The 17,483-nt window shown below is 52.8% G+C and carries 20 protein-coding genes and 1 riboswitch; of the genes, 3 read left to right on the forward strand and 17 right to left on the reverse strand.

Going from position 1 to position 17,483, the window contains the following annotated elements; translation table 11 throughout:
• Positions 1-263: 263 nt before the first annotated feature.
• Positions 264-427, reverse strand: a riboswitch (FMN riboswitch).
• A gap of 187 nt (positions 428-614) precedes the next feature.
• Positions 615-842, forward strand: a complete 228-nt coding sequence (gene tlp, locus PBA01S_RS00220; RefSeq protein ID WP_085169679.1) for a small acid-soluble spore protein Tlp — start codon at positions 615-617, stop codon at positions 840-842.
• Between the two features lie 70 nt (positions 843-912).
• Here the strand turns inward: tlp and PBA01S_RS00225 are convergent, their stop codons facing one another.
• The 6 genes from PBA01S_RS00225 to deoD all read right to left on the reverse strand — a co-directional run bounded on the left by PBA01S_RS00225 (position 913) and on the right by deoD (position 6,514).
• Positions 913-1,350 (reverse strand): peptidylprolyl isomerase, encoded by a 438-nt coding sequence (locus tag PBA01S_RS00225; RefSeq protein WP_016311749.1) that lies wholly within the window; start codon positions 1,348-1,350, stop codon positions 913-915.
• A gap of 141 nt (positions 1,351-1,491) precedes the next feature.
• Positions 1,492-2,820, reverse strand: coding sequence for a diaminopimelate decarboxylase (gene lysA, locus PBA01S_RS00230; protein ID WP_028538347.1), 1,329 nt, complete (start codon positions 2,818-2,820; stop codon positions 1,492-1,494).
• 112 nt (positions 2,821-2,932) lie between these two features.
• A complete protein-coding gene (locus PBA01S_RS00235) occupies positions 2,933-4,558 on the reverse strand; it encodes a spore germination protein (protein WP_371859485.1) in 1,626 nt (541 codons plus the stop codon).
• Positions 4,559-4,604: 46 nt separating this feature from the next.
• On the reverse strand, positions 4,605-5,027 hold the full coding sequence (locus tag PBA01S_RS00240) for a stage V sporulation protein AB (RefSeq protein ID WP_016311746.1): 423 nt from the start codon (positions 5,025-5,027) through the stop codon (positions 4,605-4,607).
• Entirely contained in the window at positions 5,027-5,668 is a 642-nt protein-coding gene (locus PBA01S_RS00245; RefSeq protein ID WP_085278504.1) for a stage V sporulation protein AA, read from the reverse strand. The genes PBA01S_RS00240 and PBA01S_RS00245 overlap by 1 nt, the downstream gene beginning before the upstream one ends.
• A 138-nt stretch (positions 5,669-5,806) precedes the next feature.
• Positions 5,807-6,514: a purine-nucleoside phosphorylase gene (gene deoD / locus PBA01S_RS00250; protein ID WP_009225826.1), complete on the reverse strand. Its 708-nt coding sequence runs from the start codon at positions 6,512-6,514 to the stop codon at positions 5,807-5,809.
• Positions 6,515-6,760: 246 nt separating this feature from the next.
• On the opposite strand from deoD, the gene chrB reads away from it, so the two are divergent.
• Positions 6,761-7,339: a chromate efflux transporter ChrB gene (gene chrB, locus PBA01S_RS00255; protein ID WP_028538351.1), complete on the forward strand. Its 579-nt coding sequence runs from the start codon at positions 6,761-6,763 to the stop codon at positions 7,337-7,339.
• Positions 7,336-7,878, forward strand: a complete 543-nt coding sequence (gene chrA / locus PBA01S_RS00260) for a chromate efflux transporter ChrA (protein WP_016311743.1) — start codon at positions 7,336-7,338, stop codon at positions 7,876-7,878. The genes chrB and chrA overlap by 4 nt, the downstream gene beginning before the upstream one ends.
• 79 nt (positions 7,879-7,957) lie before the next feature.
• Here the strand turns inward: chrA and sigF are convergent, their stop codons facing one another.
• From sigF to spoIIM, 11 genes are all read right to left on the reverse strand, one after another.
• On the reverse strand, positions 7,958-8,713 hold the full coding sequence (gene sigF, locus PBA01S_RS00265) for an RNA polymerase sporulation sigma factor SigF (protein ID WP_009225823.1): 756 nt from the start codon (positions 8,711-8,713) through the stop codon (positions 7,958-7,960).
• An 11-nt stretch (positions 8,714-8,724) separates the two neighbouring features.
• Entirely contained in the window at positions 8,725-9,153 is a 429-nt protein-coding gene (spoIIAB, locus tag PBA01S_RS00270) for an anti-sigma F factor (protein WP_036624713.1), read from the reverse strand.
• A 29-nt stretch (positions 9,154-9,182) separates the two neighbouring features.
• Positions 9,183-9,536, reverse strand: coding sequence for an anti-sigma F factor antagonist (spoIIAA, locus tag PBA01S_RS00275; RefSeq protein ID WP_009225821.1), 354 nt, complete (start codon positions 9,534-9,536; stop codon positions 9,183-9,185).
• Between the two features lie 90 nt (positions 9,537-9,626).
• Entirely contained in the window at positions 9,627-10,817 is a 1,191-nt protein-coding gene (locus PBA01S_RS00280) for a D-alanyl-D-alanine carboxypeptidase family protein (RefSeq protein WP_009225820.1), read from the reverse strand.
• A 266-nt stretch (positions 10,818-11,083) separates the two neighbouring features.
• The gene (locus tag PBA01S_RS00285; protein WP_028538352.1) at positions 11,084-12,415 is read right to left on the reverse strand and encodes a pyrimidine-nucleoside phosphorylase; all 1,332 of its coding nucleotides are present in this window, start codon (positions 12,413-12,415) and stop codon (positions 11,084-11,086) included.
• A 21-nt stretch (positions 12,416-12,436) separates the two neighbouring features.
• On the reverse strand, positions 12,437-13,273 hold the full coding sequence (locus PBA01S_RS00290; protein ID WP_127575067.1) for a purine-nucleoside phosphorylase: 837 nt from the start codon (positions 13,271-13,273) through the stop codon (positions 12,437-12,439).
• 51 nt (positions 13,274-13,324) lie between these two features.
• Positions 13,325-14,512 carry a phosphopentomutase gene (gene deoB, locus PBA01S_RS00295; RefSeq protein WP_028538354.1) on the reverse strand — a complete coding sequence of 396 codons (1,188 nt, stop codon included), beginning with the start codon at positions 14,510-14,512 and terminating at the stop codon, positions 13,325-13,327.
• Between the two features lie 60 nt (positions 14,513-14,572).
• Positions 14,573-15,517 carry a site-specific tyrosine recombinase XerD gene (xerD, locus tag PBA01S_RS00300; protein WP_036699632.1) on the reverse strand — a complete coding sequence of 315 codons (945 nt, stop codon included), beginning with the start codon at positions 15,515-15,517 and terminating at the stop codon, positions 14,573-14,575.
• 105 nt (positions 15,518-15,622) lie between these two features.
• On the reverse strand, positions 15,623-15,880 hold the full coding sequence (locus PBA01S_RS00305) for a DUF4227 family protein (protein ID WP_016311736.1): 258 nt from the start codon (positions 15,878-15,880) through the stop codon (positions 15,623-15,625).
• A 174-nt stretch (positions 15,881-16,054) separates the two neighbouring features.
• Entirely contained in the window at positions 16,055-16,528 is a 474-nt protein-coding gene (gene fur, locus PBA01S_RS00310; RefSeq protein WP_009225814.1) for a ferric iron uptake transcriptional regulator, read from the reverse strand.
• Positions 16,529-16,757: 229 nt separating this feature from the next.
• Positions 16,758-17,384: a stage II sporulation protein M gene (gene spoIIM, locus PBA01S_RS00315; protein WP_127575068.1), complete on the reverse strand. Its 627-nt coding sequence runs from the start codon at positions 17,382-17,384 to the stop codon at positions 16,758-16,760.
• Positions 17,385-17,483 lie beyond the last annotated feature (99 nt).

Below are 17,483 nucleotides of genomic sequence, written 5' to 3' on the forward strand. Positions count from 1 at the left end.
CGAAGAATACAAAAACAACCCTGCCGCAATCCGGCAGGGCTGAACATGAGAGTAGTTTTACGCCTATCAAAAAGAGCACTTTCGTCTACCCACTGTCGCCAAAACACGCCCCTAAAATCGTACAAAACGACAAATAGACCAAAACGAAAGCTTGGCAACGTCAAGACTCTTCACCACCCAAGGTATGTGAAAAATATAACTTGATCGTTTGAAGCTCTTTAGGTACGAACACCTTCGCAAATAAAATAACGTATGTGCTCTCGCGTTTCCTTCTCCCATCCAGACTATACTGTCGGTCCCGGAATCTCACCGGCTCAGCCGCATGCTTACGTAAGCACTGCGGGTCACGGACTTGTGCTTCATCGAACGGACCGTCCAATGAGCCATCACCGTCGGTAGGGAATTTCACCCTGCCCCGAAGGATTGCTAATTATTAGATTTTGCATGACTGCAAGACGAATGTTAGCACTAATTTTGTAAAAAATCAAGCACACCTGTCACAGCACCAATCCCCTTCTTCCTCGCGGTTCTTGCAGAGTGCATAAAAACTGGCCCAAAGAGCCAACCTTAAGAACGATATCGATAACCAATTCTATTTCTCAGGAGGAATGAACGTGGCAAAACCGGATAATCGCTCCGACAATGTGAGAAAGATTCAACGCAACATCCAAAACACGATTAAGAACTTCCGTGAAGGACAAGATTATCTCAGCGAGCATGCTGATGAAATCTCCCCTCAGGAGAAGCAGCAAATCGAGGAGAAGAACGAGAAACGACTGCGCGCCATCGAGGGCTTCCGTGAAGAAGTGAAAGACGAAGCCGCCCACCAAAGAAATTCCTAAACCAACGAAAAAGGGGCCCCGCTCATGCCAACTTGGCATAGCGAGGGCCCTTTTAAGTTTGCGAATTAAATTAAGCTTCGTCCCAGACGGTAACTTCTTTCATTTTATCCCCGGGACGAATTTGATCCACGTACTCCATCCCCGATGTCACTTTACCGAAAACGGTATGCACGCCGTCCAAATGCGGCTGCGGTTCATAGACGATAAAGAACTGGCTGCCGCCGGTGTCTTTGCCGGCATGGGCCATCGATAAGACCCCGCGCTCATGCTTCGTCACATTGGTATCCGTTTCGCATTTGATCGTATACCCTGGGCCGCCTGTGCCGTTGCCGATCGGGCAGCCGCCTTGTGCAACAAACCCTGGGATCACGCGATGGAACGTAAGTCCGTTATAAAATCCGGAGTTGGCCAGCTTCTCAAAGTTTGCGACCGTTCCAGGAGCTTCTTCAGGCAGGAACTGAATTTCGACTTCTCCGCCTTTTTCCAAAACGATTTTACCTTTTTTCATATCGTATACACACCCTTCTTCATCAACGTCTAGGACAAACCTCTTACAGTTTACTAGAAAATCCGCATACAAGCAAAACAAAGCCTGATAGGAAACGACAATTCGCTCCCTCTCAGGCCTTGCTGTTACATAAGTTCCTGCTTATTTCAGCGATGGCTGCTTCGCAATCCGTTCTGGAATCACGTCACAAGCGAGCAGATCCTGCAACGACTCGCGCTTCACGACGAGATCGCTGCGTCCGTCTTGCACGAATACGACGGCCGGACGGCGAATCCGGTTGTAGTTGCTGGCCATCGCGTAGTTGTACGCACCGGTGCAAGATACGGCGAGCAGATCGCCGCTGTTCACCTTCGGCAGCTCTACGTCCCAGATCAGCATATCGCCGCTTTCGCAGCATTTACCGGCGATCGACACGGTCTCCTCATTGGCATCGTTGGCGCGGTTGGCCAACATTGCCTCATATTTCGAACCGTACAGCGCCGGACGTGGGTTGTCCGTCATCCCACCATCAACGGCCACATATTTACGCACGCCAGGGATATCCTTGCTTGTACCTACCGTATACAGCGTTGTGCCGGCATCACCAACGATGCTCCGACCCGGTTCAACCCAAATTTCCGGAAGCTGCGGATAATTCGCGAACTCCCGTTTCACTGCATCCGTAATCGCTCCTACGTAATCAGACACCTTCAACGGCGTGTCGCCTTCCGTATAACGAATGCCAAAGCCGCCACCCAGGTTAACCACCTTGAAGGTCACACCAAGCTGATCCTTCACCTGCATTGCAAAAGCCGCAACACGCTCAACGGCCAACTGGAACCCTTCCACCTCAAAAATTTGCGAGCCGATATGCGAATGCACGCCAAGCAATTGCAAATTCAAGCTGCGGTTAGCCAAATCAACGGCTTCCAATGCCGAACCGTTGCCGATATCAAACCCGAACTTCGAGTCCGTCTGACCCGTTGAAATATATTCATGCGTATGGGCTTCCACCCCTGGTGTTACGCGCAGCAGGACATTCACCGTAACGCCTTTCTCAGCGGCAAGCGCCTGCAGCATATGCAACTCCGTAAAATTGTCCGCTACGAAACAGCCAATCCCGGCGGAAATTGCCATCTCCAATTCATCTGGCGTCTTGTTGTTGCCATGAAAATGGATTCGCTGCGCAGGAAATCCCGCTTGAAGGGCCGTATACAATTCACCCTCGGAGACAACATCCAGGGACAAGCCCTCCTCCTCGGCCAGCCGGCACATCGCCATGACGCAGAATGCTTTGCTGGCATAAGCGACCTGGAAAGACAGGCCCGATGCACGGAAAGCATCCATATATTCACGGCATCTTTGCCGCACAAGAGCTTCATCTACGACATACAGCGGCGTTCCATAGGTTTGCTTCAACTCGACCGTATCACAGCCGCCGATTTCGAGATGGCCTTTTGCATTAATTTTGCTGGTACCGTGTAAATACATCTATGCAGTCCTCCACTTTCACAATTTTACACCAGTATAGCAAACAACCGGGAAACTGAAAAATGGATTTTTCGGATTATCATTTGTGTTATTTGTTAAACAAGCCCAGGCCTCACTTTTTGCCCGGCATTCGCGTGTTGTCCCGCGGTTTGTTGGAGGACGGTCTTTGCTTGGAGGTCAAGACTGGAACGCGGAAAATTACCCCGGCCATCGCCTTTGCATTAAAAGGTATAAACGGCCACAAGTAGGACGAATTATTCGAGCGGCGCAGGGTCAGCCATACGATAAACGCCGTAACCCCTACTACAAACCCAGGTGCGCCGAATATCGCCACGGCCACAAGCAATGCGAGCCGCACGATCCGATTGGCCAGCCCCAGCTCATAGCTTGGCGTTGCAAACATCCCGATAGCCGCTACCGCCATGTAAAGAACAACCTCGTTGACGAATAACCCCGTCTGTACGGCGATATCGCCGATCAAGATCGCAGCGATCAAGCCCATCGCGGAGGCCAGCGGCGTTGGCGTGTGCACAGCCGCCATCCGCATCAAATCAACACCAAACTCGACTAATAGGAATTGGGCAATAAGAGGGATTTTACCTTGTTCCTGAGGTCCGATAAAGGCAAGCCCCGCCGGTTTGAACTCGGGATGAACAACGATCAGCAGCCAAATGGGCAGCAGAAAGAGCGAGGCGAATATCCCAAAGAAGCGAACCCAACGTAAGTAAGTCCCCATGAATGGGGTTTGCCGGTTCTCTTCCGCATGCTGGCAAAGATCAAAAAAGGTCGTCGGCAAAATCATCACGCTGGGCGATGTATCCACGAACACGACAACCCGGCCTTCAAGCAAATGCGAAGCAACGACATCCGGCCGTTCCGAGTAGCGTACCAGCGGATATGGATTCCAGCCTCGGTGAATGATCGCTTCCTCCAACTGCTTGTCCGCGAGAGGTATCCCGTCGATGTTCACGGCTTTAATTTTTTCTCGGATTGAATCGACTTGCGTCTTATCGACGATATCATCGATGTAGGCGATGCAGACGTCGGTGCGGGTCCGGCGGCCGACGCTGACCATTTCCAACTTCAGTCCCGGGTCACGTAGCCGACGGCGAACCAAGGTAATGTTGGTCACCAAGGTCTCCGTGAATCCGTCCCGCGAGCCGCGGACGACGCGCTCCAGCGAAGGTTCCTCCGGACTACGAGTTGGGTACTGCCGGGTATCCATAATCAGCGCGGTTTGCTCGCCTTCAATAAACAGCACGCTCATGCCGGCTAACGTTTTATTGATGGCATCGCTGAGCTTCTCTGTTTTTTCTACCTGAACATGAGGTATATAGAGTTCGAAGAAGGAGCGGAGCGCTCCGGTTGTTAAATTCTCCGGCGTCAAATACGTCAACCGCTTAATGATCTCCTGCATGGCTTCGGTGCTTGCAAATCCATTAATGAAGACCAAGCAGGTGCGTTTGCCGCCATAAGTCATTTCACGGAATACAACGTCGAAGCTCTCCCCCGCCCCGATGACTTCCTTCAGCGTATGCTTGGTTGTCGTCAGACTGCGGCTGATCGCATCGCTTTGCTGCCAATAGATCACCGACTCCTCAACGTTGTCGGACCGCTCCGATTCGCGTTTTCGTCGAATCGCTTCCTCTTCCGGATAATTCTCCTGCAGAAAATTTTCTTCTTCCTCAGGTACGAAATCCGGGATCGCCTGCGGCTGATCCATTCCGTCCTGCATCATATCCTGCGTATCTTGCTCCATCCAGATCTACCTCCGTTTCTTCAAATCACGGTCTGTAAATAAACCACTCAAACAGGGAGCCTGCCATTTTGCCAAACACCATCGCGAGCAAGAAGCCAAACAGGTATCGCTGCATATGCAGTCTCTTGGCAAGTATGGGAAGCACGTTCAGCACCTCGGTCAAAGCCGCCGCCAACATCCCGACAAAAACGCCGTTAAACAAACCAACGATGCCGGTAATCAGCCATGGCCCAGCCACCTTCCAGTCCCAGAAGTCCGCTACCGTACCAATCACCGCTCCGGCGATCATCGCCCCTTCGTACCAATGCACCTTGTCATAGGAATTTGTCACCTGGGCTAGGCGCGGAATCATGTCCAGCACGATAAATAAAGCGATCACGCCGCTGCCAATGGCCACACCGCCGGCCAGGCCTAGGAAGATCGCCAACCCCGCAGCTAGTGGTGACATCAGTTTCGCTTCGCCGACGAGTCGGCACGGTGCATTTTCTTTAACTCTTCGGCAACGACGTATTGGTTCAGGTTCTCCTGGTAGAGGAACATTTCGACTTCAAGCGGGGTGGGTTCCTCGTTCCATTTTTTCTTAAATAAATGATTAAAGAAGACGATCATCCCAAAACCGATGCCTACGGAATAGGCCCCTTGAAACAGGTAAGGATGCTCGTCCTTCTCCCCCGTGATCATCTCCACGATTCGGACCTGAACCTCGGGCATGCTGACGTCGGCGTGAAAGTTCATGATGGTCAAGGCCGCTCCGAAGAAGAGCAGCAGCCAAACTAAGGCAAACAGCAGCAAAGACGGTTTCTTCTCGGCTTTGATCATTTCCACGAGTACATGGGGCTCGCCAAGCAACTCAATCCGCAGCCCGGGAAACTTCGATTGAATCGCCGAAATGACCCGCAGCGTATCAATCACGATCAGATTCCCATCCCGTTGCTCCGGCCGGTCCAACTCCAGCTCCAGCAGCTTGCCCTCCAGCTCCGGCTCTGCCAGCACACGGGCTACGTCCCGCAGCCGAATCGGCGCCCCAGCGGGAAGCCCGACTTGCTTGCGCAGACGCAAATAGACGATGGACGCAGACTCATTCTCCATGCTGACCACCCTTCCACTAGCGTATTGCCCATAGTATGCCAAGGGAGGAGAGGCTTTACTCTTACTCTTTGCACGCAAAAAAAGCATGGGACGTATGCTCACGCATCCGTTCCCATGCTTAATTCGATGGTTCTGGGATTACAGCGATGCTGCCGTATCCAGAGCCACTTCCATCATTTGCTTAAACGTCGTTTGCCGTTCCTCCGCCGTCGTCTCCTCGCCCGTCAGCAGATGGTCGCTGACGGTTAGAATCGTCAACGCCTTCACGCCGTATTTGGCAGCCAAGGTGTAGAGGGCCGTGGTTTCCATTTCAACGCCTAACACGCCGTATTTCATCAGCAGCTGAGTTACGCTTGTATCGTCGCGATAGAACATATCCGAGCTGAAAATGTTACCGACATGCAGCTTCAACCCTTTCTCCACACCGCGCTCATATGCTGCCTTCAGCAGCTCGAAGTTCGCAATCGGCGCAAAGTCGTAACCGCTAAAGACATGACGGTTCATGCTTGAATCGGTACAAGAAGCTTGAGCCAAAATCACGTCACGCACATGTACATGCGGCTGCATGCCGCCGCATGTTCCCACGCGGATCAGATTTTTGACACCGTATTCCTTCAACAGCTCATTCACATAGATTGAGATCGATGGGATGCCCATGCCGGTCCCTTGAACGGAAATTCGTTTTCCTTGATACGTTCCGGTAAAGCCAAGCATGCCGCGCACTTCGTTATAACAGATGACGTCGCTCAAATACGTCTCGGCGATAAATTTAGCCCGGAGCGGATCTCCAGGCAGCAGAATCGTTTCGGCAATTTCTCCCGGTTTTGCTGCGATATGTACACTCATGTTCTGGTATCTCCCTTGCTTCCAATTTTGGTATTGTTATCAACGCTCTTTATTATATAGGATGCAACAAACCACGTACATGGATGCAATCACCGCAGAACCGTATTGATGTATTAATGCACATTTTTCACCGCGTTCCTCCCCTTGCCTCTATAATAGGATTGATTGGTTATTCTAGGATTGGACGAAGTCGGGTAACTTAAGTACAAAGGAGGGAACCGCTTGAAACCTCATCTGAAAGATTATATGGACCTAGGTGTATCCATGGTTAGAACCGGCGTGTTAGGTTACGGTGGCGGGCCTTCCGTCATCCCCTTGATCCGGCACGATGCCGTCAAGCGTTATCAGTGGCTGGGTGATGAAGAGTTTGGCGAAATTCTCGCCATTGCTAACGCTTTGCCCGGCCCTATTGCAACGAAGATGGCTGCCTACCTGGGCTATAAACGCAGGGGGATCCTGGGCGCGTCCTATGCAGTGATCATGCACATCTTACCTAGTGTCCTGGCGATGCTTCTGCTGCTCTCAGCTGTAAATCTTCTAGCGGGGTCTCGCGTCGTAAAAGGCATGATCGCCGCTGTCTCGCCCGTAATCGCCGTCATGCTCGGAGTGATGGCTTATGAGTTTGCGAAAAAAGGAATCAAAGGCCTCGGCATCATCGCCGGCATTCTGTTTATGCTTCTGGCTCTATTGCTGCTGGAGATCTTAGAAGTTCATCCAGCGCTCGTGATCGTGCTGTTCCTTGGCTATGGGGCTGTACATTTCCGAGCGATCGCACGTTTCCGCAACAAGCGGAAACGGCCGGACCGGGAAGGAGATCATCTATGATTGATTGGCTGAACTTGTTGATTGGCTTCCTGATCGCCAATCTGTTGGGCTATGGTGGAGGCCCCTCCTCCATCCCGTTAATGTACCAGGAGATCGTGCCCCACTACCATTGGTTGTCGGATGCGGAATTTTCCAATATGCTTGCCCTCGGTAACGCCTTACCAGGCCCCATCGCTACCAAAATCGCCGCCTACGTAGGCTTTGAGGTCGGCGGTTGGGTTGGCCTTGGACTCGCGTTGATAGGCACCGTGCTGCCCTCAGCAATTGGCCTCATTCTGCTGCTGCGCCTTCTTGCCAAATACCGCCAATCCAGCATCGTCAAAGGGATGACCTTGCTCGTGCAGCCGGTGATTGCGGTTATGATGATCACCCTCACGTGGCAGATGGCCAAGGAGCCCATGGGCACGATCGGCATCTGGCAGACGCTGGTGATCGCAGCCATCGCGTTCTGGGCAATGGAGCGCCGTAAAATCCATCCAGCCATTGTCATCGTAGCGGCGTTCATTTACGGTGGAGTAGTGCTCCAGCATTATGTTTAAGCGCGGTCTGTATCAATACACAAGCCCCTCGGTTCAGCGCGCCGTTGAAGGCTGACGCTGTCCGAAGGGCTTGCCCATTTCATTGCGCGATCTGGTCGCGAATGCTTTGCAATATTTTTTTCTCGAGCCTGGACACCTGAACCTGGGATATCCCAAGCCGGGTCGCCACCTCTGATTGGGTCTGGTCGCGATAGTACCTAAGGTACACGATAAGACGTTCCCGGTCGGTTAAGCCGTCGATCGCTTCATGTAGCGCCAGCTTGTCGAACCAGCGCTCCTGGGTCTCGTCAGCAATTTGATCCATCAGTGTGATCGGATCGCCATCATTTTCAAATACGGTTTCGTGAATGGATGCCGGCGGTTTGTTCGCCTCTTGGGCAAACACGACATCCTCGGGTGTAACACCCAGCTCATCGGCAACTTCCTTGACGGTTGGAAGCCGGCCCAGCTGTTTGGACAGTTCATCCTTCTTCTTGCGAACCTTGTTCGCCATCTCCTTCAATGAACGGCTGACCTTCAGCGTCCCGTCATCGCGCAGGAACCGCTGAATTTCCCCGATGATCATCGGCACCGCATACGTAGAAAACTTCACATCATAGCTGAGATCAAACTTGTCCACCGACTTCAGCAGGCCGATACAGCCGATTTGAAACAAATCCTCGGGTTCGTATCCCCGATTCATAAACCGCTGCACGACGGACCAGACAAGTCGAATGTTGCAGTTCACCAGCCGGTCTCTAGCAGCGTTGTCCCCGGATTGACTCAGGGCGATCAACCGTTTCACTTCCGTGTCGTCCAAAAACTCTCTCGAGATTTGCTTCACTTCGGCATCCATAGCTCCAACCCCTAATTGTATAAAGCTTTCTTGGATACAATCCTCTTCTTCATCCGAATGCGCGTGCCCCCGCCAATCTCGCTGGTCACATCGAATTCATCCATAAAATTTTCCATAATCGTAAAGCCCATCCCCGAGCGCTCCAGTTCCGGCTTCGACGTATAAAGCGGCTGCTTCGCCAATTCCACATCCTCAATACCTCGGCCTTGATCCTCGATGATCAAGGTCACCGTATCGCCCTCAATGGAAGCAGAGATGGTGACAATCCCTTCCGGGTTCCCGTCATATCCGTGGATGATGGAATTGGTGACCGCTTCCGAAACCACCGTCTTCAAGTCGGTGATTTCATCCATCGTAGGATCCAGCTGAGAAACGAAGGCAGCGACGGTCACCCGGGCAAACGATTCATTTTCGGACTTCGCGGCAAATTGAAGTTTCATGAAATTCCCGGCTTGATTCGCGTTGGTACTCACAGGGCCACCTCCAGTTCCGTCAGCGCCAGATCCTCGTTTTCGAAGATGGACATAATTTTAAACAATCCCGACATTTCCAGCAGTCGATATACCGGCGGGTTGACGTCACATACGACCATCTTCCCGCCCTTTTGCTTGATCAGCTTATATCTTCCGAGGATGACGCCGATGCCGGAGCTATCCATAAACTGCAGCTCTTTGAGGCTTAACACCAGATTGCGGCAGTTCCCGCGGGCGATTTCTTCATCCATCCGCATGCGGACGTTGTCCGCCGTATGATGATCCAATTCCCCGCTCAAGCGTACAATTAATGTCTCGCGGTGTCTTACCATTTCCACATGCAAATTCACGCCTGTTCACTCTCCTCCCTAGACATGAACACAACAATTCTACGACCTCAGGCCGGATTCCTGCCGCCTGACAAAACTAGAAGAAAAGCCCTATGAATCTACAAAAAACAAGTGTGCCGCGGTTCGCTTGAACAATGTCCACCAGCCCGCTTTATCAATGTCCGCAGGGGCGGTCAGCTCGAACTCTGTCAACGTGCGGCCATCCTGATAGACGACCAGCTTGCCGATCGTTTGACCGGCTTTAATCGGTGCTGCAAGCTTTTCTGGTGCGATCAACTTATGCGTGATGCTGTCTTGCTTCACACCCTTTTTGACCAGTACATTCAGCGGTTTGGCGGCGGTCAGCTCCAACTGGGCGCTCATCCCCTTCTGCACCTTCACCTTGCCAATCGTTTCCCCGGCTTGATAAATCGGCAGCAACGCGTATTGCGAGAAGGCGTAATCGAACATCGCCGAGACTTCGCTGTTCCGCGTTTTAGTATTCGGCTCGCCCAGCACTACAGCGATCAGGCGAAGTCCGTCACGTTTTGCGGTAGCGGCCAGGCAGAACTTCGCTTCCGAGGTATAGCCGGTTTTCAGGCCGTCTGCCCCGCTGTAGAAGCGCACGAGTTTGTTCGTATTCACGAGCCAGAACGGCTTCTCGGTGCCTTGGCGCAAATAATCCTGATACGCCCCGGTATACTTCGTAATCTCCTCATGCTTCAGCAGCTCCCGGCTCATAATGGCGATATCGTAAGCTGAGCTATAATGGTCCGCCACCGGCAAGCCGTTGCAGTTCGCAAAATGCGTATCCTTGAGTCCCAGCTGCTGCGCTCGCTCGTTCATCATTTTGACGAAGGCTTTTTCCGAGCCGGCGATCTTCTCGGCAAGCGCCACGGACGCATCGTTCCCAGACGCCATAGCCACGCCCTTCAACAGCTCATCCACAGTCATCGTTTCGCCCGGCTCCAGAAAGATCTGCGAGCCGCCCATCGATGCCGCATATTCGCTTGTCGTCACCTTATCGGTCAGCTTCAGCGTGCCGTTATCGATCGCCTCCATGGTCAGCAACATCGTCATGATTTTGGTGATGCTGGCAGGTGGCAGCTTCTCATGACTCTTCTTCTCGTAAATTACTGTGCCGGTATCGGCATCGATTAAGACGGCGGACAACGCATTTTCCGCCAATGCGATTTCATCATCCCCGTCATGCGGACCGCCATGATTAGCACTGGTGTAGGTCGGCCACACCGATACGGCCAATACGAACGCGGCAAACCAGGTCAACATCCGTCTTTTCAAGGTTTATCCTCCTTCTAGACATAAGTCTGGATTCTGCTAACCTAGTATCGGCATGAAAGAGGAATAATATTCCTGTGCAAAAAGAAAAAACGCCTTTTAGGCGTTTGATTTCTTTGGGTTAAATGCCCCAATCCTCTAAAATAAGAGAAGTTGATGGCCTTATTTTGATCATTTGAGGCGTATGTCCACACCCCGTCGTTTAGCCAAAATAAGGCCATATGATTCCGTTATCTTATGAATATGACTACGTCGTCTGCGTCCCTCGCTCAGAATCGCTTAATCCCGTCTGGCGTTACCAGTGCGAACACCAGCGGGCGACGCGGCACCTTCGTACTGGAAATGCCATACGCGTTAAGAATGCGCCGCTGTGCCTCCGCGAGGCCCGTCTCATGGCTGCGGTTCAGATGCAGCACCGCCAGCGTTTCGCCTGCCTCAACCGGATCGCCGATTTTCTTGCGCAGCTCTACGCCGGCAGCCAGATCAATGACGGATTCCTTCGTCTCCCGGCCCGCTCCGAGCATCATGGCGGCGAGGCCAATCTCCTCGGCCTGAATCGATTCAACATATCCGCCCGCAGTTGCCTTCACATCCACCTTCAGCTCTGCTTCCGGCAGCAGCTCTGGGCGGCCGATTTGCTCCGTGTTACCGCCCTGCGCCGCAACCATTTGCTTCAGCTTTTCCAGCGCTTGACCGCTCTTAATCTGCTCGGCTAGCATCGCCTTCGCCTCTTCCTCGCTTGATGCCTTGCCGCCGAGAATCAGCATATGGGACGCCAGAATCAGGCAGACCTCCTCGAGATCGGCCGGTCCATCCCCGCGCAGCGTTGCCACGGCTTCCTTGATCTCCAGCGCGTTGCCGATTGCATGGCCCAGCGGCTGGTCCATGTCACTAATCACGGCAACCGTGCGGCGTCCGACCTGCGTGCCGATATCCACCATGGCCTTGGCTAGACGGATCGAGTCCTCCAGCGTCTTCATGAACGCGCCGCTGCCGGTCTTAACGTCCAGCACGATGGCGTCCGCACCAGCAGCGATCTTCTTGCTCATGACGCTGCTGGCGATCAGCGGGATGGAATCGACCGTCGCGGTGACATCCCGCAGCGCATACAGCTTCTTGTCGGCTGGTGTCATATTCCCGCTTTGGCCGACGACCGCAAGGCCGATTTCGTTCACCTGGCGGAAAAATTGCTCCTTCGTAAGCTCCACAGAGAATCCGGAGATCGCTTCCAGCTTGTCGATCGTCCCGCCGGTATGCCCGAGCCCCCGGCCGGACATCTTCGCAACCGGTACGCCGGCGGCCGCCACAAGCGGGCCTAAGACGACGGTGGTTTTATCGCCAACTCCGCCCGTTGAATGCTTATCGACCTTAATGCCACGGATGGAGCTAAGGTCAATCGTATCTCCGGAACCGGCCATTGCCATCGTCAGGTCGGCCGTCTCCCGGGCGCTCATCCCTTGATAATAAACGGCCATCGCCCATGCGGACATTTGGTAATCGGGGATTTGCCCCTCGCTGTACCCTTTGACCAAGAAGGCGATTTCTTCGCTCGTCAGCTCCTGGCCGTCCCTTTTTTTACGGATCAGATCTACCGCTCTCATCGCTCCTTGCCTCCGTTCTTCTTAAGCTTCGCCAATCTCCGGGATAATGGACAACACAAGGCTTAGAAACTTCTCACGCACGCGCTCGGTCGTCTCCATAACCTCCTGATGGGACAACGGTTGGTCCAAAATACCTGCCGCCATGTTGCTGATGCAGGAAATCCCTAGCACCTCGATGCCAGCATGGCGGGCAACGATCGTTTCCGAAACCGTGGACATCCCGACGGCATCGGCACCCAGCGTCCGCAGCATGCGGATTTCCGCTGGCGTCTCATAGGTTGGGCCCAACAAGCCGGCATAGACGCCTTCTTGCAGAGGCACTCCCTTGTCGGCAGCGACTTTCCGTGCAATCTCGCGCAGACGACGGCTGTACGCTTGGGACATGTCCGGGAAGCGCGGCCCCAGCTCCTCGTCGTTTGGCCCTACCAACGGATTACGGCCTGTGAGATTCAAATGGTCGGAGATCAGCATCAGATCTCCCGGCTCATAGGATGTGTTTACCCCGCCAGCTGCATTCGTGACCAGCAGCGTTTTGACGCCCAGCTCCTTCATGACCCGTACCGGGAAAGCCGTCATCTCCGGCCCGTACCCTTCGTACATGTGGAAGCGGCCTTTCATAAGCACAACCGGCGTACCCTGTACCGTCCCGATCAACAGCTCGCCTGCATGTCCCTCAACCGTCGACTGCGGGAAAAACGGGATATCGCTGTAGTTGATGCTGACGGGCTCTTCAATATGATCGGCCAGTACGCCTAATCCAGAGCCCAGGATTAATCCTACCTTTGGCGTAAGGCCCGACCGGGAACGGATATAATCTGCTGCTTCCCGGATCATTCCAATGTTTAATGTCGTCGTCATATCGTAATCCTCCTGGTTCACAAGCTATAAATGACAGTTGAGCTTCTGCGCTTATACGAGTTCGTGTAAGAAGCTCTTTCCGTGCTCGGTGGCATGGACCCCGAAATTGTCGGCGATCGTTGCGGCCAAGTCGGCATACGTCGCACGGATGCCCAGGCTGCCCGGCTTCTTCAAGCTTGGCCCATAAACAAGCAATGGCACATATTCGCGAGTATGGTCCGTTCCGGCATGAATCGGGTCGTTCCCGTGGTCAGCCGTAATGATCAGCAAGTCGTTCTCCCCTACATTTTTCAGCAAATCTGGTACTGCCGCATCAAACTCCTCCAGCGCACGAGCGTAGCCCTGCGGGTCACGGCGATGGCCGTACAAGGAGTCGAAATCCACCAGGTTTGTAAACAGCATGCCGGTGAAGTCCTGGCCGATCCGCTGCAGCGTTTCTTCAATTCCGTGCTGGTTGCTCTTCGTTGGATACGAAGCAGTAATTCCTTCCCCGGAGAAAATATCGCCGATCTTCCCGATGGCCACCACTTCCTTGCCGGCATTTTTCAACGCGTTGAGTACGGTTGGTTCCGGCGGTTTCACCGCATAATCGTGGCGGTTTGGCGTACGTTGGAAGTTTCCTGGTTGACCAACAAACGGACGGGCGATAACGCGCCCAACGGAATGCTCCGGCTCCAGCGTCAGCCGACGAGCGATTTCGCAAGCCCGGTACAGCTCTGGCAGCGGAATGATCTCTTCATGGGCTGCAATTTGAAATACGCTGTCCGCCGAAGTGTAGACGATCCAGCTTCCGGTTTTCATATGCTCTTCGCCGAGCTCCACCAAAATTTCCGTACCGGAGGCTGGCTTGTTGCCAATAATTTTACGTCCCGTTTCCTGCTCGAAGCGAGCGATCAAATCGCGCGGGAAGCCATTCGGATACGTTTGGAACGGCGTTTCAATCTTCAGGCCCATCAATTCCCAGTGGCCGGTCATTGTATCTTTGCCCGCAGAGATCTCTGCCATTTTCCCGAAGTAAGCGAGCGGCTCGTCCACCGGATCCAGATTCGGCAGCGCTGCGATATTGCCAAGTCCTAATTTTTGCAAGTTCGGCAGCTTCGTACCGGGTACGGTTTGCAAAATATGCCCCAAGGTATGTGCACCTTCGTCACCAAATTTTTTGGCGTCCGGCAGTTCACCGATCCCCACGCTGTCGAGGACGATGACGGTCATTTTTCTAAAACGATTTCCGTTTTCCATCTTCTATCACTCCTTTAATCTATGCAGCTTTAGTTATCCCTTCCCAGAAGGGAAACCATTCTAATGATCCTTCGGTTCCCCTTCATGAACGGCTTCCGGCGCTTTCGCCTCCCGCATGGCCCGCGGATGAAAGGCGTCGTAAACCGTCTTCAGATTGGACCTTGAACGACTTACATACATTTGAATTGTGGAGGCATCGGAATGCCCGAGCAGCTCCTGGACCGACCTCACGTCCGCTCCCCGCTCCAATAGATGGACGGCGAAGGAATGACGCAAGGTATGCGGCGTAATATCGGCCGTGATCCCGGCTTCCTGGCCATATTTCTTCATTATCTTCCAGAAACCTTGCCGGCTAATCCGCCCGCCCCGACGATTCGGAAAAAGAGCCGGGTTCTCCTTATCCTCCAAAATCAGACGGCTGCGTCCTTCCCTTAAATACATATCAAGCCATTCCGCGGTGACTTCTCCAAACGGAAGAATGCGTTCCTTCCCTCGATCCCCGGTGCACCTAAGAAAGTGAAGCTCCAGGTTCACATCGTTCTGGTTGAGCGCGATCAGCTCGGAAACGCGGATGCCGGTTGCATAGAGCAGCTCAAGCATCGCCTTGTCCCTTAAGCCTAATGGTGTGTCGGGCTTTGGGGCCTCCAGCAGCCGTTCGGTTTCCTCTACGGTGAGGGTTTGCGGCGGTTTTTTTTCGACTTTGGGCACCTCCAACATGATGAAGGGATCCTGGTCAATCCGCCGTTCCTGCAGTAAATACCGAAAGAAAGCGCGAAGGGTGACAGATACGCGTTGAATCGTTGCCGGCGCCTTGCCGAGATCTTTCAAGTAAGCGAAATAGAGCAAGATGCCCGCACGAGTCACTTGGCGGTAATCGCTGACCTGCTTCGATTGCAAATAGCTTATGTACTGCTTGAGATCCCGCGCATAGGACTCCCGCGTTGCTTCACTTAATGCCCGTTGCCCGGCCAAAAACGAAATAAAAGAGGCCGCATCCCTTTCCATGCGCTGCGCCTCCTTTCCTGGTTATCAAATGCAATATCCTCAGCCATCCGCCTTGATTACTATTTCCACACTCTTGCGAAATTTCCCTGCTGTCCAGCTAATGAACTACTCTCCATACCAGAAAAATAACTTCAGCCGCTCCGTCATGTTCTCCATCATGTTATTTCCGGGTACGCCTTCATAAAATACTTTCACCGCAGAGCCTTCGGGTACGCGGTACTTGTCCTCACGAAAGAGAACATCGTCCAGCAGTCCTAACGCCTTATAAAAAGTATACGCAAGAGCAACAAACAGGATCAAATATTTCCCTGTTCTGAGCCATTTTCGAAGCGAGATGACCATGAACCCCATCCTCTCTATCATTTGTGGGGCGCCTGCTTGTCTGCTAGGACACCCTATGTATTAAGTATATAGAGAGAGACTAGGGAGTATGCGGAAATGACTTCATAGATGATGCGGCTTACGCGGCGTTCCCTCGTGCAAGGCAACGTAAAAAGCTCCCTACGGCAGGGCCGTAAAGAGCTCGGCTTAACGAAGTTATTTCTTATTGTCTGTTCCAGGCGAATCGTTGTTCTTGTCCTTGCATCGGTAACAAATGCCTTGAAAATCCAACCGGTGATCGAGCACCGTAAAATTGAATTCCTTCTCCAAGCGTTCCTCGAGCGGTCCAAGCCAATCCTCGCGAATTTCATCCATTGCCCCACACTGAACACAGATCAAATGGTGGTGATGATGTTTAGTCGTATCGGTACGCAAGTCGTACCGGGCTACACCGTCGCCGAAGTTGATCTTCTCCACAACGTGAAGCTCGCTGAGCAATTCCAATGTTCGATAGACCGTGGCCAGGCCGATCTCCGGTGCCTTGTCTTTGACGAGCATGAAAACATCTTCCGCACTCAGATGATCATCTTCATTTTCGAGCAAAACGCGTACCGTGGCTTCCCGCTGGGGCGTCAATTTGTAACCGTGGGATTGTAACTGCTGTTTGATTTTTTCGATCTTTGCTTCCATGTTATCCCTCCCCCAGCCTTGCCGCACATCCAATAAGTTCATGACCACTTCTTTCATTATAGGGGGAGATATTCAACAAAGTCAAACATTTTGGTAGATTGCAAAATCTGAGGGAATCCTTATCACCAGGATGTTTTAAAATTAGTAGAACGTGCTAGAAAAAACGAATATCCCCCGTCCAGGCCAGCAGCCAGGTGCGGGGGATGTATTTTTCTACACAGGCACAAACTCATGCAATCAACGGCGTCACCCAACTCATCATCACCGGCGTCACCCATGTCTCGAACGAGGAGATGGCAAGCAGCGCCACTGCCATGGCCAACGTCAGCCCTGTATACGACAGGAAAGGCCGGGTAGCCTGGCCGGGACGGCTCATCAACACACGCGAGCGAATGATGTTGAGCGAGAAGCTCACCGCTGCGACGCTGGCGATCAGCAGGGCTGGAATCACAATCAGATTATGCGGCGCTACGGAAACGAGGGCAAACAGCAGCCCCTTCCATGTATATTGGCCAACCAAATAGCCGACGGTGAAGCCAATTAATACCCCTTTTAGAAAATCGAGAATCAAGATCCCCGGAAGCCCAATTACGGATAATCCCAACAGCCAGATCAGACCTAGCCATTTTAGATGTAACCCGGCTACTTGCCAGAACGTCATCGGTTGAAATTCGGACCCGCCTTCGTTGATCGATAGAAAGAAATCACCTAAAAATCGGGAGATATCCTGTTGTTGTTCCAATGTTAATGCGTTGACCATGAGCGCACCGAATACGACGCCCATTAAAAACAGCACGGAAACAAAAACATATAGCGGCGTTTGATCTTTAAACGCATGGCGAATTGGGTGCAGCATCGAATTTTGCCTCCTAGCTTGTTCGATAAGGTCTTATCTTATCCCTATGAACTAGCCTGCCTGCTTATGCCTTCCGCATGTCGAGACCGCCGCCGCTAG

The sequence above is a fragment of the Paenibacillus barengoltzii NBRC 101215 genome (assembly GCF_004000745.1).
GTDB lineage: Bacteria > Bacillota > Bacilli > Paenibacillales > Paenibacillaceae > Fontibacillus > Fontibacillus barengoltzii.